General features: G+C 70.1%; 10 protein-coding genes and 1 pseudogene. 2 read left to right on the forward strand and 9 right to left on the reverse strand.

The features are described 5' to 3' along the window. Positions 1-9: 9 nt before the first annotated feature. Positions 10-1,371, reverse strand: coding sequence for a hypothetical protein (locus ACQEWB_RS41345; RefSeq protein ID WP_432840582.1), 1,362 nt, complete (start codon positions 1,369-1,371; stop codon positions 10-12). Next, entirely contained in the window at positions 1,364-4,252 is a 2,889-nt protein-coding gene (locus tag ACQEWB_RS41350) for a peroxidase family protein (RefSeq protein WP_432840583.1), read from the reverse strand. The genes ACQEWB_RS41345 and ACQEWB_RS41350 overlap by 8 nt, the downstream gene beginning before the upstream one ends. 333 nt (positions 4,253-4,585) lie before the next feature. Between ACQEWB_RS41350 and ACQEWB_RS41355 the strand changes: the two genes are divergently transcribed. Beyond that, positions 4,586-5,860 carry a lipase family protein gene (locus ACQEWB_RS41355; RefSeq protein WP_432840584.1) on the forward strand — a complete coding sequence of 425 codons (1,275 nt, stop codon included), beginning with the start codon at positions 4,586-4,588 and terminating at the stop codon, positions 5,858-5,860. Between the two features lie 13 nt (positions 5,861-5,873). On the opposite strand, the gene ACQEWB_RS41360 is transcribed toward ACQEWB_RS41355, so the two are convergent. From ACQEWB_RS41360 to tkt, 7 genes and pseudogenes are all read right to left on the reverse strand, one after another. Then, complete coding sequence (locus tag ACQEWB_RS41360) at positions 5,874-6,473, reverse strand: histidine phosphatase family protein (RefSeq protein ID WP_432840585.1); 600 nt, start codon at positions 6,471-6,473, stop codon at positions 5,874-5,876. A gap of 7 nt (positions 6,474-6,480) precedes the next feature. Next, positions 6,481-7,356: a phosphogluconate dehydrogenase (NAD(+)-dependent, decarboxylating) gene (gene gnd / locus ACQEWB_RS41365; RefSeq protein ID WP_432844271.1), complete on the reverse strand. Its 876-nt coding sequence runs from the start codon at positions 7,354-7,356 to the stop codon at positions 6,481-6,483. A 10-nt stretch (positions 7,357-7,366) separates the two neighbouring features. Continuing rightward, the gene (gene pgi / locus ACQEWB_RS41370) at positions 7,367-9,025 is read right to left on the reverse strand and encodes a glucose-6-phosphate isomerase (protein ID WP_432840586.1); all 1,659 of its coding nucleotides are present in this window, start codon (positions 9,023-9,025) and stop codon (positions 7,367-7,369) included. 179 nt (positions 9,026-9,204) lie between these two features. Beyond that, the gene (gene opcA / locus ACQEWB_RS41375; protein ID WP_432840588.1) at positions 9,205-10,140 is read right to left on the reverse strand and encodes a glucose-6-phosphate dehydrogenase assembly protein OpcA; all 936 of its coding nucleotides are present in this window, start codon (positions 10,138-10,140) and stop codon (positions 9,205-9,207) included. Further along, positions 10,137-11,672, reverse strand: a complete 1,536-nt coding sequence (gene zwf, locus ACQEWB_RS41380; protein ID WP_432840590.1) for a glucose-6-phosphate dehydrogenase — start codon at positions 11,670-11,672, stop codon at positions 10,137-10,139. The genes opcA and zwf overlap by 4 nt, the downstream gene beginning before the upstream one ends. Further along, positions 11,669-12,814, reverse strand: a complete 1,146-nt coding sequence (gene tal / locus ACQEWB_RS41385) for a transaldolase (protein ID WP_432840592.1) — start codon at positions 12,812-12,814, stop codon at positions 11,669-11,671. The genes zwf and tal overlap by 4 nt, the downstream gene beginning before the upstream one ends. 19 nt (positions 12,815-12,833) lie before the next feature. After that, a pseudogene (gene tkt / locus ACQEWB_RS41390) lies at positions 12,834-14,908 on the reverse strand (transketolase). Positions 14,909-15,054: 146 nt separating this feature from the next. Here tkt and ACQEWB_RS41395 point away from each other — a divergent pair. Continuing rightward, entirely contained in the window at positions 15,055-15,960 is a 906-nt protein-coding gene (locus ACQEWB_RS41395; protein WP_432840594.1) for a helix-turn-helix domain-containing protein, read from the forward strand.

Genomic DNA, 15,960 nt, shown 5'->3' on the forward strand with positions numbered 1-15,960 from the left:
ACCGGGACTCTAATCCCACAACTCCTGATGCCGCCGGTGGGTCGCCGTCAGCCCGTTCACGAAGTACCGCTCGTAGTACTCCCGTTCCACGTGATGGGCCTGGAGCCAGATTCCCGGTACGTGGATCGCGTCCGTGTGTGCCGGGAAGCGGCGGTGCGTGCGGATGACGTACTCGCAGATGTCGCGGGCGCAGTCGATCACCCGCTCCTCGTACTCGCTGGCCTCGGCGAGATAGCGCTGCCCGTAGTCTTCCTTGTAGATGCGGGTGAAGACGTCCTTGTCGGTGTAGACGCCGCCCGTGCCGAACTTCGAGGCGATCACCGAATCGACCGCGTCCGACATGGACTTGTGGGCGGGAGGGCAGGCGGCGGCGATGAGCGCCTCGCCGTCCTTCGACGTCAGCCCGACCGGGTGCGAGCGCAGGGTCGCGTACTTCGGCAGTGGGACGTGCCAGCGCCACACATCCGCCAGTCGCCAGCGCGGGGTGACGAAGGTGAAGCCGAGCATCCTGCCGTACGCGCGCGAGAACTTCGGGTCTCCCAGAGCGATCTGGGGGTTGATCGACGCGTGGATCCAGGCGCCGAGCCCCATCGCCTCAGCCGTCAGCATCAGGTTCTGCAGCAGCAGGTCCGCCTCGATCTGTGTGCGCATCGGGCCGAGGGCGCCGAGCGGCAGCTTCAGGTCGGCGTTGAGGAAGCCGTTGCGCACCCACTTCTTCACCCCGGCCGGGCGGTAGAAGTTGCGGTCGTCGACCAACGTGGGCCGGGCGCCGTCCGGTTGGGTCAGCAGGTACATCAGCGCGTTGATGTACTGGTGGGAGAGGTCCACCACCGGGAAGAACACGGTCGTCCCGGCCAGGTTGGACAGGAAGCGGTTCGAGTCCAAGTAGGCCGGAAAGTCCCGCCTGTTCTGCGGTACGTCGAGCCGGTGGTCGAGGACCTTCACCTTCGACCGGGCGGCACGGGCCGCCAACGTCTCGGCGTCGAGGGGCTCTTGAGGTGACGGCGGCAGCTTGCGCAGGTAGTACGTGCCCGTGTCGTTGATCATGAAGAAGTGGGTGCCCTGCGCGTTGTCGGGGCTGCCCGCGGTGCGGCCCGCCATGGTCAGGTTGGGCTTGGCCATGATGGGTTTGCCGTCGCGCGGGTCCTCGAAGGGGCGGTCCGGCATGGTGAGGCCCGAGCAGCCGGTGATCGCGATCAGCACCGCCTCCTCCAGCTCCGACAGGGGCTGCTGGGTGTGCGGGGAGCGGTAGCTCATCGACCCGGCCGGCACCGAGGCGCCCCGGCTGACCCGGTGCGTGCGCCGGTGCCAGAGGGTGTCGAGCAGGGGCCGGCCGAACAGGTCGGCCAGCCCCGGGTGACCGTCAACCATGGTCACTCACGCCCCCGTTCACGTTCCCGTCGCTCGTCGGCCGCACCGTCCGCCACGGCGCGAACGCGCTCGCCCCGCGCGGCAGCAGCGCCGCCAGCTCGGGGCAGTGCCGCTGGATCACGGAGTTCATGCCGCTCTTCTCCACCCAGTCGATGCCCAGCGGGGTGTACACCTCGGGCCGGTAGTCGACGTTGAGGAAGCGGTCCGACTGCAACCGCCGGCTCGCCATGAGGATGAAGATCCGGAACGCCGTGTCGCTGAACCCGAACCCGGTCGGCGGGTTCTCCCCGAACAGGCCCACCACCGTGTCGATCTCGTCGACCGAGCGGTAGACGTCCTTCAGCCGGGCCAGCGTCTCGGCGTTCTCGGTCAGCTCCTCGAAGGAGCGGATGCGCTGCTTGTGCAGGCCCTCCCGGAAGTCGTTGTAGCGCGGGACACCACGCCTGCGGGTGCGGGCGAGGTCCACCACCGACAGGTCGATGATCTCCCCGTCCCGCTCGAACTGCTGGAGCGAGCGCGGGTAGTTGTGCAGGGTGATCGCGCCCGGATGGGCGATGCCGAAGGAGTACAGGGTGTTCGCCAGCCCCGTCTTGCGGATCTGCGACTCGGCCGCGCCGCCCTGGATGTCCAGGAAGCCGACCGTTTCCAGGCGCTGCCCGAAGTGGTGCTCGCGCAGCTCGAAGTCGTCGGGGATCAACGGGTGCATCCGGTAGACGGTGACGAAGTCCTCCGTCAACGAGTACGGCGCGGTGTGGTGGTCCGGCAGCGTCTTCGGGATGCCGGTCAGCGAGTGCGCCTCCAGGAGCCACAGGCCCAGCTCGTTGAGCCAGTTCCTCGGCGGGCCTTGCCAGTTGGTCTTCAGCGCGATGTCGATCGCCGGGGTGGCGAGGATCGCCGGCGTCCACTCCACGGTGTGGATCTTCGCGATCAGCGCGGAGACCACCAGCCGTGCCGTCTGGTAGATCCGTTCCTCGCTCATCGTCGGATACTCGGAACGCAGCGCGGCGCACACCGCGTTGTGCTCGCGGGCGAAGAGCGTGTGCATGGCGCTCAGACCCATCCACCAGCTCTCGTTGAACCCGGTCAGCGGAATGTGACCGTTGGCGCCGCCCGGCAAGTGGCCGTCCTCCAGCCGGAGTTCGGCCCGGCCGTCGGCCTCGCGCAGGAAGCGCGCGGTCTGCTCGTCCTCGCCGTACACCTCGGAACCGTCCCACCAGTGCGAGGCGTTGTTGCCGAACAGGATCGGCGGGCGGCCCGGCACCTCGATGCCCTCGTTCTCCGCGAACCGCATCACGTTCTCGCCGGGCCCGCCGGGCGTGTTGTGCCAGGGCCCGCTGCCGGGCGGCAACGGCACCTCGACACTGCGCTCACCGGGCTTGAAACGGCGGTGGTTGACCCAGTCGTGCACCTGGAACTGGATCCAGGCGGCGGCCAGCACGTTGAGCGAGGTCGCCGGCACGAAGCTCTCCCGGTACAGGAGCTGGCGGCTGACCGTGACCGGGTTCGGGGTGTCGAAGAGGTCCGGGCGGTACTCCGGCTCGAGGTTGCGCCCGAAGGCCGCGCCCACCGCGCCCATCCGCGGCGCCGACAGATCGTTGTACGTCCCGTCGTACGACCGCTCGCCGCGCAGTCGCTCCGGGATCGGCGCCGGCACCCGCTGGGCCTTCGGGGGCGCCTCGCGCGGCTCGGTGTCGATCAGGTTGCGGCGGCGCAGCACCTTCCGCAGGAACACCAGGTTCAGCAGGCTCAGCTGCAACGGCAGCCGATGCCACGGGACATAGCGGTTGAGGAGCGCGAAGACCGCCTCCATCGGCCGGCCGAGGACGCGGTTGCGCAGCGGCTCCTCGGTGACGAAGCGCAGGCCGAGCCGGTGCGCGCTCGCCGCCTGGTACGCCGCCTTGCGGGCCCGGTTGATGTTGCCGAGCGGGCGGAACTCGTCGGTCGTGTACCAGGGGTTGAAGGCGAGGTCCTCGACGCGGCGGGCGGTCGCCCGGGCCTCGGCGGTGTTCAGGTCCTGGCTGGGTACGGTCAGCCGGGCCACCGCGATCGCGGGCGAGACCCCGTCCTTCCACTCCACCGAGGCGTCCTCGACCGGCGTGCGCCGCTCGTCGACGTACCGCTGCACGCACAGGTCGTAGCTGACGTCCGACTGCGCGAGCCGGTGCGCGAACTCCCGGTGCAGCAGCTCCGGGTCCCGTCGGTCGGCGGACGGCGCGGCCGGGGTGCCGGGCGCGGGCCGGAGCAGGAACCGCACCGGTCCCGCGTCGCCCCACAGGATCGCGCCCCGGCTCCAGAAGGTCTCGTTGGCAAGGGAGTCGACGGTGTGCCGGGTGGCGGCCTGGACGTTGCGGCGCATCCGGTTCGCGGTGCCGAGACCCACGGCCAGCGGCAGCTTCACCAGCAGCCCGAAAGCTTTCTGCACCGGGCTCCTGGCGCCCGCCATCGCCCTGGCGAAGGCCACGAACTCCCGCGCGTTGCGGGCATGCGACACGGGATAGCTCGTCGCCAGCAGGTCGTGGCTCTCCTCCTCCGACACCCGCACGCGCACCGCCGCCCCGCGCAGGTCCGGCGAGCCGTCGCCCTGCCGGATGCCGCTCGCGTTGGACAGCCGTACCGTCGCCGCGTACTCGGCGCCCGGCTGGGCGAACCCGACCCGCAGCGCCGCCGGGAGATCGTCGTGGAAACGCAGCCGCGCGTTCTCCACCGCCACGGGCGCCTTCGCGTGGAAGGTCCGGGCGATGCCACCGCCCCCGGCCCGTCGGTTCCTGACCTGCACCTTCATCAACTCGGCGGCCAACTGCTCGAACAGGAGCCGCTCCGCCTCGGGACTGCCGCCCTCGTACCGCTCGTACTGCGGTTGTTGCTGCCCGGTCTCGGTCATCGGTCGTTTCCTTAAGTACGGATACGTCACGGATACGTACGGGACAGGGGCCGCACGCTACCCGTGGCCCCCGGCGCCCGCAGCGATGGTTCGCGCCGATCTGCGCCACCTTGCGCCCCATGTGAACAATCATGCGCAGAGCGGCATTTGGGCACGTCAGCCGAGGCGGTGAGACGGTCGTAACCTCCCGTGCGCGCCTCACGCGCGCCCCCGCTTCCCAGCAACCCCACCCGGCCACACCGGGCATGGCCGGGGAACGACTCCCGCTCGGTTGACGGCGTCCGGCGCCGGTGGTGTGCTCACCACCCGCCGACGTCCCGGGGGAGGTCCCACATGCGGGACACATACGTCAAGGGGCCGAGCTTCACCGAGCTGCGGCCCTGCAAGCCGGACACCGATCCGAGTAGCTTCCCGGTCTACCCCGACCTGGTCGACCGGCTCGTCGAGGACAAGCACCAGCCCGACCCCGACGGGGTCGTCCCGCACGTGATGGCTACCTCTGCGGCCTACTCGTACGCCGGATTCGAGCAGCACAGCGACGTGGAGACGCTCTCCATGATCATGGCGCGGCTGGGTCTGGAGGAGAACGACTGCCGGGCCTTCGAGCAGCGCGTGGACGCCATGTACATCGCGTCCGCCGCCTATCTGGTCCAGGACCGGGACCGCAGGGTCGCCATCCTCTGCTACCGCGGCACCCAGCCCGAGGACATCATCAGCATCCTCACCGACGCCGACGTGCGCCCCGAGACGCTCGCCGTCGAACTGGAGGGCCGCAAGTACGAGGTCCACGCCGGCTTCTACCGCAACGTCCGCGCCACCCGCCACCTGGTCGTCCAGGCCCTGGAGCGCGCCCTGCGCGGCCAGTCCGTCAACCCCGACGAGGACGGCACCCGCGGCGACGGCCTGGAGGCCCTCTACATCACCGGGCACAGCCTGGGCGCCGCCATGGCCGCGATCATGGCCGTCACCCTCGTCCACGAGCCCCGCTACCGGCACCTCGCCGAGAAGCTCAAGGGCGTCTACACCTTCGGCCAGCCCATGGTCGGCGGCCCCGACCTCGCGCGGGCCTGCGAGGAGGCGCCGGGTCCGCTCGACACGTACGTCCTGCGCGACCGCCTGCTCCGCTACATCTTCGACCGCGACGTCGTCCCGGCCCTGCCACCCCGCCCGGTCGGCCCGTACGCCCCCTTCGGCCGTGAGTTCCACTACCGCAGGCGTCACGGCCTCACCGACGCGGCGCTCACCTTCGCCGCCGACTCGGCGATCGAGGCCCTGACCCTGCCGAGCGACATCCTGCGCACGGCCGTCGACCGGGACTGGGGCGGTCTGCTGGTGCGGGTCACGGAAGGGGTACGGCGGTCGGTACGACCCCTGGTGCGCCCCCGCGAGGAGGGCTGGACGGAGGTCTCGGAACCGGGCCTGCACTACCCCCAGATGGACAGCCTCGCGGGCCTGGCCGTCGTCGCCCCGCTGGCGTTCTTCGCGACCCGCCTGGCGCTGACCCGCACGATCCCCTTCAAGTACTCATTCGACGACCACGGCCCGGGCCACTACGTCAACGCCCTTGCTCCACCTGGGGTGTTGAGCGAGTTCGGTGACGTGTTGTAGCCCGGGCCGGTGTCTAGGCCTGCGCCCTGGTGTTCCACTCGGCGATGACCGGGCGCCCGTGCTCGGTCGACAGCCGGCTGACCGTGCCCGTCGACAGCTGGAACAGCCGTCCCTCGGCGGGCGGCAGGCCCAGCCGGCGGGCCGTCAGGACGCGCAGGAAGTGCGCGTGGGCGACGAGGACCACGTCACCCGCGCCGTTGGCGAGGGCCGCGTCGACCCGGGCCAGCACCCGGTCGGCCCGCTCGCCGACCTCGGCGGGCGACTCGCCCGGGTGTCCCTCGGTGCCCGGCGGGACGCCGTGCAGCCACAGGTCCCAGGCGGGGCGGGTGCGGTGGATCTCGACGGTGGTGACGCCCTCGTAGGCGCCGTAGTCCCACTCGTGCAGGTCGGGTTCGACGGCGGTTCCGGCGATGCCGGCGAGTTCGGCGGTGCGTATCGCCCGGCCGAGCGGGCTGGTCAGGGCGAGTGCGTAGGTCCGCTGCGAGAGGAGGGGAGCGAGCGACTTGGCCTGCTGCTCACCGTGGTCGGTGAGGGGCAGGTCGGTCCAGCTGGTGTGCTGGCCCGACACGCTCCACTCCGTCTCGCCGTGGCGGACCAGGAGAAGGTCCCCCACGGTGCGCCTACTTCGACTCGACGGCGTGCCCGCCGAACTGGTTGCGCAGCGCCGCGATCATCTTCATCTGCGGCGAGTCGTCCTGCCGGGACGCGAACCGCGCGAAGAGGGAGGCGGTGATCGTGGGCAGCGGGACGGCGTTGTCGATGGCCGCCTCCACGGTCCAGCGGCCCTCGCCGGAGTCCTGCGCGAAGCCCTTCAGCTTGTCCAGGTGCTCGTCGTCGTCGAGGGCGTTGACCGCGAGGTCGAGCAGCCAGGAGCGGATGACCGTGCCCTCCTGCCAGGACCGGAAGACCTCGCGGACGCTGTCCACCGAGTCGACCTTCTCCAGCAGCTCCCAACCCTCGGCGTAGGCCTGCATCATGGCGTACTCGATGCCGTTGTGGACCATCTTGGAGAAGTGCCCGGCGCCGACCTTGCCCGCGTGGACATAGCCGTACGGGCCCTCCGGCTTGAGCGCCTCGAAGATCGGCTGGAGCCGCTCGACGTGCTCCTTCTCGCCGCCGACCATCAGGGCGTAGCCGTTCTGCAGACCCCACACACCGCCGGAGACACCGGCGTCGACGAAGCCGATGCCCTTGGTGGCCAGTTCCTCGGCGTGCTTCTCGTCGTCCGTCCAGCGGGAGTTGCCGCCGTCGACGACCGTGTCACCGGGGGACAGGAGCCCGCCCAGCTCGTCGACGACGGACTGGGTGGCGGCGCCGGCCGGGACCATCACCCAGACCACGCGCGGCGCTTCGAGCTTGTCGACCAGTTCGGCGAGGCTCGCCGCGTCGGAGAGGTCGGGGTTGCGGTCGTAGCCGATGACGGTGTGGCCGGCGCGGCGGATCCGCTCGCGCATGTTGCCGCCCATCTTGCCGAGACCGATGAGGCCCAGCTGCATCGCTGTCATTTCAGTTGCCTTCCTTGAGGTCGCGGTAGGCGGCCACGAGTGCTGCGGTGGAGGGGTCGAGGCCGGGGACGTCGGCGCCCTCGGTCAGGGCGGGTTCGACGCGCTTGGCGAGGACCTTGCCGAGTTCGACGCCCCACTGGTCGAAGGAGTCGATGTTCCAGACGGCGCCCTGGACGAACACCTTGTGCTCGTAGAGGGCGATCAACTGGCCGAGGACGGAGGGGGTGAGCTCCTTGGCCAGGATCGTCGTCGTGGGGTGGTTGCCGAGGAACGTGCGGTGCGGCACCTGGGCCTCCGGCACCCCCTCGGCGCGCACCTCGTCCGCCGTCTTGCCGAAGGCCAGCGCCTGGCCCTGCGCGAACAGGTTGGCCATCAACAGGTCGTGCTGGGCCGCCAGTTCGTCGCTCAGCTCGGGCGCGGGACGCGCGAAGCCGATCAGGTCGGCGGGGATCAGCCGGGTGCCCTGGTGGATCAACTGGTAGTAGGCGTGCTGCCCGTTGGTGCCGGGCGTGCCCCACACCACCGGGCCGGTCGCCCAGCCCACCACATGGCCGTCGCGGTCCACCGACTTGCCGTTGGACTCCATGTCCAGCTGCTGGAGATACGCGGTGAACTTCGACAGGTAGTGGCTGTACGGCAGTACCGCGTGCGACTCGGCGCCGAAGAAGTTGCCGTACCAGATGCCCAACAGGCCCAGGATCAGCGGCGCGTTGGACTCGGCGGGCGCGGTGCGGAAGTGCTCGTCGACGATGCGGAAACCGTCGAGCAGCTCGCGGAAGCGGTCCGGGCCGATGGCGATCATCAGGGAGAGACCGATCGCCGAGTCGAAGGAGTAGCGGCCGCCGACCCAGTCCCAGAACTCGAACATGTTGTCCAGGTCGATGCCGAACTCGGTGACCTTGCCGGCGTTCGTGGACAGCGCCACGAAGTGCCTGGCGACCGCCTTGTCCTCGCCGAGCCCGTCCGGGCCGTTGAGCAGCCAGGTGCGGGCCGAGGTGGCGTTGGTGATCGTCTCGATCGTGGTGAAGGTCTTCGACGCGACGATGAACAGGGTCTCCGCCGGGTCCAGGTCGCGGACCGCTTCGTGCAGGTCGGCGCCGTCGACGTTCGACACGAAGCGGAACGTCAACTCCCGTGCGGTGAAGGTGCGCAGCGCCTCGTACGCCATCGCCGGACCGAGGTCGGAGCCGCCGATGCCGATGTTGACGACGTTCTTGATCCGCTTGCCGGTGTGCCCGGTCCAGGCGCCGGAGCGGACCCGGTCGGCGAAGTCGCTCATCTTGTCGAGGACCGCGTGCACCTTGGGCACGACGTTCTCGCCGTCGACCTCGACCACCGCGTCACGGGCCGCCCGCAGCGCGGTGTGCAGCACCGCCCGGTCCTCGGTGACGTTGATCTTGTCGCCGCGGAACATGGCGTCCCGCAGCCCGAACACGTCGGTGGCGACGGCGAGTTCCTGGAGCAGCGCGAGGGTCTCGTCGTTGATCAGGTGCTTGGAGTAGTCGATGCGCAGATCACCGACGCGCACGACATACCGCTCGGCGCGAGACGGATCCGCGTCGAACAGCTCACGCAACCGCGGCCGTTGCAGCGCCTCCGCACGGTGGTCGTCCAGGGCCGTCCACTCGGGGCGGTGACTGAGCCTGGGAGAGTCAGACATGAGAAGGGGTCTCCTTGGTGCCCTGAGGGGGCGTCTGATGGATCCTGCCGGCGTCGCGGGGTCTGGCACGCACATCTGCGGCGTTGTCGTCGGTCGCCGACGCTCCGCGTCGACTCCCTCCTCCGCCTTGCAGCTGCACGCACCAGACCCCGCTCGGGTTGGTGACGGGGCGCAGTCGGTCAGGGCCGGCCTGATCCATCAGACACCCCCTCACCCCGCAGGGCGACGGCGTACATCTCGTCGGCGTCGAGGCGGCGGAGCTCCTCGGCGATGAGTTCGGAGGTGGTGCGGACCTTCAGGGCGAGGGTGCGGGAGGGCTGGCCCGGGAGGGTGAGCGTGGCCAGTGGGCCCTCGGGGCGGTCGATGACGACCTCGCCGTCGGCGGTGCCGAGGCGGACCGCCGTGACCACCGGGCCTGCCGTGACCACGCGGTCGATCTTCACCTTGAGCCGCGCCTCCAGCCAGCGCGCGAGCAGCTCGGCGGCCGGGTTCTCCGCCTCGGCCTCCACGGCCCCGGAGATGATCTGCGCCCGGGCCTGGTCCAGGGCCGCCGCCAGCATCGAGCGCCAGGGCGTCAGCCGGGTCCAGGCGAGGTCGGTGTCGCCGGGCGCGTAGGAGCGGACTCGGGTCTCCAGCGTCTCCAGGGGGTTCTCGACCGCGTACAGGTCGGTGATCCTGCGCTGTGCGAGCGCGCCCAGCGGGTCCTTCGACGGCACCTCGGGGGCGTCCACCGGCCACCACACCACGACCGGCGCGTCCGGCAGCAGCAGCGGCAGGACGACCGAGTCGGCGTGGTCGGACACCTCGCCGTACGTCCGCAGGATGACCGTCTCGCCGGTGCCCGCGTCGGCGCCGACCCGCACCTCGGCGTCCAGCTTGGACGCCATGCGGTCGCGCGGGGTGCGGGCGTGCCGCTTGATGACGACCAGGGTGCGCGAGGGGTGCTCGTGCGAGGCCTCCTCGGCCGCCTTGATCGCGTCGTAGGCGTTCTCCTCGTCCGTGACGATGACCATCGTCAGGACCATGCCCACGGCAGGGGTCCCGATGGCGCGGCGACCCTGCACCAGCGCCTTGTTGATCTTGCTTGCCGTGGTGTCGGTCAGGTCGATCTTCATGGCCTGCGCCAGCTCCGTCCGTCTCGTGCGAGCATCTCGTCGGCTTCCCCGGGTCCCCAGCTCCCCGAGGGGTACTGCGCCGGCTTGCCGTTCTTCGCCCAGTACTCCTCGATCGGGTCGAGGATCTTCCAGGACTCTTCCACTTCCTGGTGACGGGGGAAAAGGTTGGCGTCGCCGAGCAGTACGTCCAGGATGAGCCGCTCGTACGCCTCGGGGCTGGACTCGGTGAAGGACTCGCCGTAGGCGAAGTCCATCGACACGTCCCGGATCTCCATCGAGGTGCCCGGCACCTTGGATCCGAAGCGGACCGTCATGCCCTCGTCCGGCTGGACGCGGATGACGATCGCGTTCTCGCCGAGCTCCTCCGTGGCGGTGGAGTCGAAGGGGGAGTGCGGCGCCCGCTTGAAGACGACCGCGATCTCGGTGACCCGGCGGCCGAGCCGCTTGCCGGTGCGCAGGTAGAAGGGGATGCCCGCCCAGCGGCGGTTGTCCACCTCCAGCTTGATGGCCGCGTAGGTGTCGGTCTTCGACTCGGGGTCGATGCCCTCCTCCTGGAGGTACCCGGCCACCTTCGCGCCGCCCTGCCAGCCCTCCGCGTACTGCCCGAGGACCGTGTGCCGGCCCAGCTCCTCCGGCAGCCGCACGGACTTGAGCACCTTGAGCTTCTCGGTCAGGAGCGACTCGGCGTCGAAGGCGATGGGCTCCTCCATGGCCGTAAGGGCCATGAGCTGGAGGAGGTGGTTCTGGATGACGTCACGGGCGGCGCCGATGCCGTCGTAGTAGCCGGCCCGGCCGCCGATGCCGATGTCCTCGGCCATCGTGATCTGGATGTGGTCGACGTACGACCGGTTCCAGATGGGCTCGTACATCTGGTTGGCGAAGCGGAGCGCCAGGATGTTCTGGACGGTCTCCTTGCCGAGGTAGTGGTCGATGCGGAACACCTGGTCCGGTTCGAACACGTCGTGCACCAGGGCGTTCAGCTCGCGGGCGCTCGTCAGGTCGCGGCCGAACGGCTTCTCGATGACCGCGCGCCGCCAGGAACCCTCGGGCGCGCTCGCCAGCCCGTGCTTCTTCAGCTGCTGGACGACCTTGGGGAAGAACTTCGGCGGTACGGAGAGGTAGAAGGCGAAGTTGCCGCCGGTGCCGCGGGAGGCGTCCAGCTCCTCGACGGCCGACTTCAGCTGCTTGAACGCCGTGTCGTCGTCGAAGTCGCCCGGGATGAACCGCATGCCCTCGGCGAGCTGCTGCCAGACCTCCTCGCGGAACTCGGTGCGCGCGTGGTCGCGGACCGAGTCGTGCACGATCTGCGCGAAGTCCTCGTCCTCCCAGTCCCGCCGGGCGAACCCGACGAGCGAGAAGCCCGGCGGGAGCATGCCGCGGTTGGCGAGGTCGTAGACGGCCGGCATCAGCTTCTTGCGGGACAGGTCACCGGTGACACCGAAGATGACGAGCCCGGACGGGCCGGCGATCCGGGGCAGCCGTCGGTCGCGCTCGTCGCGGAGCGGGTTGGCCCAGTCGGTGGCGATGGTCATTCCGCGTCAACTCCCTTGCTGTCCAGGGACTTCGTCACGGCGTCCAGCAGGTCCTGCCAGGCCACCTCGAACTTGGCGACGCCCTCGTCCTCCAGCTGCTGCACGACCTCGTCGTAGGAGATGCCGAGCGTCTCCACGGCGGTCAGGTCGGCGCGGGCCTGGGCGTAGCCGCCGGTCACGGTGTCGCCGGTGATCTCGCCGTGCGCGGCGGTGGCGTCGAGCGTGGCCTCCGGCATGGTGTTGACGGTGCCGGGCGCGACCAGCTCGTCGACGTACAGAGTGCTCTTGTACGCCGGGTCCTTGACGCCGGTCGAGGCCCACAGCGGGCGCTGCCTGTTGGCCTTGGCGCCGGAGAGGGCGGTCCAGCGGGCGGAAGCGAAGACCTCTTCGTAAGCCTCGTACGCGAGGCGGGCGTTGGCGAGTGCCGCCCTGCCCTTGAGCGCGAGCGCCTCCTGCGTACCGATGACCGTCAGCCGCTTGTCGATCTCGGAGTCGACGCGGGAGACGAAGAAGGAGGCCACGGAGTGGATCGTGGCGAGGTCGAGGCCCTTGGCGGCGGCCTTCTCCAGGCCGGCCAGGTAGGCGTCCATCACCTCGCGGTAGCGCTCCAGGGAGAAGATCAGCGTGACGTTGACGCTGATGCCCTGGCCGATGACCTCGGTGATGGCCGGGAGGCCCGCCTTGGTCGCCGGGATCTTGATCATGACGTTCGGACGGTCCACAAGCCAGGACAGCTGGCGGGCCTCGGCGACGGTGGCCGCCGTGTTGTTCGCGAGCCGCGGGTCGACCTCGATGGAGACCCGGCCGTCCCGGCCGCCCGTCGCGTCGTACACCGGACGAAGGATGTCGGCGGCGGCGCGGACGTCGGCGGTGGTCATCATCCGCACGGCCTCGTCGACCGTCACGCCCCGCACGGCGAGGTCGGCGAGCTGCTCCTCGTAACCCTCGCCGGAGCCGATCGCGGCCTGGAAGATGGAGGGGTTGGTGGTGACGCCCACCACGTTCTTGTTCTCGACGAGTTCGGCGAGGTTGCCGGACTCGATCCGCCTGCGCGACAGGTCGTCCAGCCAGATGGAGACGCCTTCGTCGCTGAGGCGCTTGAGTGCTCCCGCGGACGCGGTTGCTTCGGTCACGTTCATCATCTTCTTTCTGGCGATCGGATCAACCGCGGGCGGCGGCCAAGGATTCCTTGGCTGCGGCGGCGACGTTCTCGGGGGTGAAGCCGAACTCGGCGAACAGGGTCTTGGCGTCGGCGGAGGCGCCGAAGTGTTCGAGGGAGACGATGCGTCCTGCGTCACCTGTGAAGCGGTACCACGTCAGGCCGATGCCCGCCTCGACGGCGACGCGCGCCTTCACCGACGGCGGAAGCACCTGGTCGCGGTAGTCGCGCGGCTGCTCCTCGAACCACTCCACGGACGGCATCGACACCACCCGGGTGCCGATCCCCTCGGCCTCCAGCTGCTCGCGTGCGGCGACGGCGAGCTGCACCTCGGAGCCGGTGGCGATCAGGACGACGTCCGGGGTCCCGGTGGAGGACTCCTCGAGGACGTAACCGCCCTTCGCCGCATCGGGGTCGGGCGCGTACGTGGGCACGCCCTGGCGGGTGAGCGCGAGGCCGTGCGGGGCCGGGTGGGTGGCGTGCCGCTTGAGGATCTCGGCCCAGGCGATCGCGGTCTCGTTGGCGTCGGCCGGGCGGACGATGTTCAGGCCCGGGATGGCGCGCAGGGCGGCCAGGTGCTCGACCGGCTGGTGGGTCGGGCCGTCCTCGCCGAGGCCGATCGAGTCGTGGGTCCAGACGTACGTCACCGGGAGCTGCATGAGCGCCGACATCCGCACCGCGTTGCGCATGTAGTCGGAGAACACCAGGAAGGTGCCGCCGTAGATGCGGGTGTTGCCGTGCAGGGCGATGCCGTTCATCTCGGCGGCCATCGAGAACTCGCGGATGCCGAAGTGGACGGTTCGGCCGTACGGGTCGGCCTCGGGCAGCGGGTTGCCCTTCGGCAGGAAGGACGAGGTCTTGTCGATGGTGGTGTTGTTCGAGCCGGCCAGGTCGGCGGAGCCGCCCCACAGCTCGGGGAGCACGGCCCCCAGTGCCTGGAGCACCTTGCCGGAGGCGGCACGGGTCGCGACCGCCTTGCCCTCCTCGAACACCGGGATGGACGACTCCCAGCCCTCGGGCAGCTGCCCGGCGACGATCCGGTCGAACAGTTCGGCCCGCTCCGGGTTCGCGCCGCGCCACTTGTCGAGCTGCTTGTCCCAGGCTGCGTGCGCCTCGGCACCGCGGTCCAGGGCCTCGCGGGCGTGGGCGAGGACGTCGGCGTCGACCTGGAAGGACTGCTCGGGGTCGAAGCCGAGGATGCGCTTGGTGGCGGCGATCTCGTCGGCGCCGAGCGCGGAGCCGTGGGAGGCCTCGGTGTTCTGCGCGTTCGGGGCGGGCCAGGCGATGATCGTGCGCATGGCGATGATCGAGGGGCGCTCGGTCTCGTCCTGGGCGGCCTTGAGGGCCGCGTAGAGGGCGGGTACGTCGATGTCGCCGCCGAGCGCGGGCTCGACGCGCTGCACGTGCCAGCCGTAGGCCTCGTACCGCTTCAGGACGTCCTCGGAGAACGCGGTCGCGGTGTCGCCCTCGATGGAGATGTGGTTGTCGTCGTAGAGGAAGACCAGGTTGCCGAGCTTCTGGTGCCCTGCGAGGGAGGAGGCCTCGGCGGAGACGCCCTCCTCCAGGTCGCCGTCGGAGACGATCGCCCAGATGGTGTGGTCGAAGGGGGAGGTGCCCTCGGGGCCTCCGGGTCGAACAGGCCGCGCTCGTAGCGGGCGGCCATCGCCATGCCGACGGCGTTCGCGACACCCTGGCCGAGCGGCCCGGTGGTGGTCTCGACACCGGCGGTGTGCCCGTACTCGGGGTGACCCGGCGTCTTGGACCCGTGCGTCCGGAAGGCCTTCAGGTCGTCGAGCTCGACCTCGTAGCCCGCGAGGAACAGCTGGGTGTAGAGGGTCAGCGAGGTGTGCCCGGGGGACAGAACGAAACGATCCCGCCCGGTCCACTCGGGATCGGCGGGATCGTGACGCATCACTTTCTGAAAGATCGTGTACGCGGCCGGGGCGAGGCTCATCGCGGTGCCCGGGTGCCCGTTCCCGACCTTCTGCACGGCATCGGCCGCAAGCAGGCGGGCGGTGTCGACGGCGCGCCGGTCGAGTTCGGTCCATTCGAAGCTGTCCGGTGTCTGCGTACTCATCTTCAAGAAGTCCTCGATCGCAGCGGTGTTACTGGCTCGTTGCGTTCAACCTTAAAAGTCTGACTTTTACGGGGGAAGGTCGCCGTGTGCCAGCCTGTGGTGAAAGTGGGACACCGGAAGCACCAGCTGGGCGGCGTGAGAGGGACATGGCGGACAGAACCATCCAAGGCGGAGACGGTGAAGGCAGCGTGGACGGGATCAGAACGTTCCCCTTCCCGATCGAGCTGAGTGTGTGCGGGGTGGGCATGCAGGTGGGCCCGATGGGCGCCGACCGCACCTGGCACGCCGACGCCCCGCTGCACCGCGTCCATCGCATCGACTTCCATGTCGTGATGCTCTTCGACGACGGGCCCGTCCGCCACATGATCGATTTCGCCGAGTACGAGGCGACGGCCGGCGACCTGCTGTGGATCCGCCCCGGTCAGGTCCACCGTTTCGCCGAGACGAGCGAGTACCGCGGAACCGTCCTGACCATGCAGCCCGGCTTCCTGCCCCGCGCCACGGTGGAGGCCACGGGCCTCTACCGCTACGACCTTCCGCCGCTGCTCCGCCCGGACGGACCGCAGCTGGCGGCCCTGCGCTCGGCCCTCGCCCAGTTGGAGCGCGAGTACGAGGACACGGCCACGCTCCCGCTGAGCCTGCACACCGCCGTCCTGCGCCACTCCCTGACGGCGTTCCTGCTCCGGCTCGCGCATCTGGCGGCGAGCTCGGCGGAGGCGGCCCGCCGCCAGTCGGACACGACGTTCACCCTGTTCCGTGACGCGGTGGAGAGGGGCTTCGCCACCAACCACAGCGTCAGCGCCTACGCCGACTCCCTCGGCTACTCCCGCCGAACCCTGGTCCGCGCGGTGCGCGCCGCCACCGGGGAGACGCCCAAGGGGTTCATCGACAAGCGGGTGGTCCTGGAGGCGAAGCGGCTGCTGGCCCACACGGACATCCCGATCGGCCGGGTGGGCGCGGCGGTGGGCTTCCCGGACGCGGCGAACTTCTCGAAGTTCTTCCAGCAGCACACGGAGCTGACTCCGGCGGCCTTCCGGGCGGAACTCCGTTAG

The organism is Streptomyces sp. CA-249302 (assembly GCF_050936785.1).
In the GTDB taxonomy this organism is placed as follows: Bacteria; Actinomycetota; Actinomycetes; order Streptomycetales; family Streptomycetaceae; genus Streptomyces.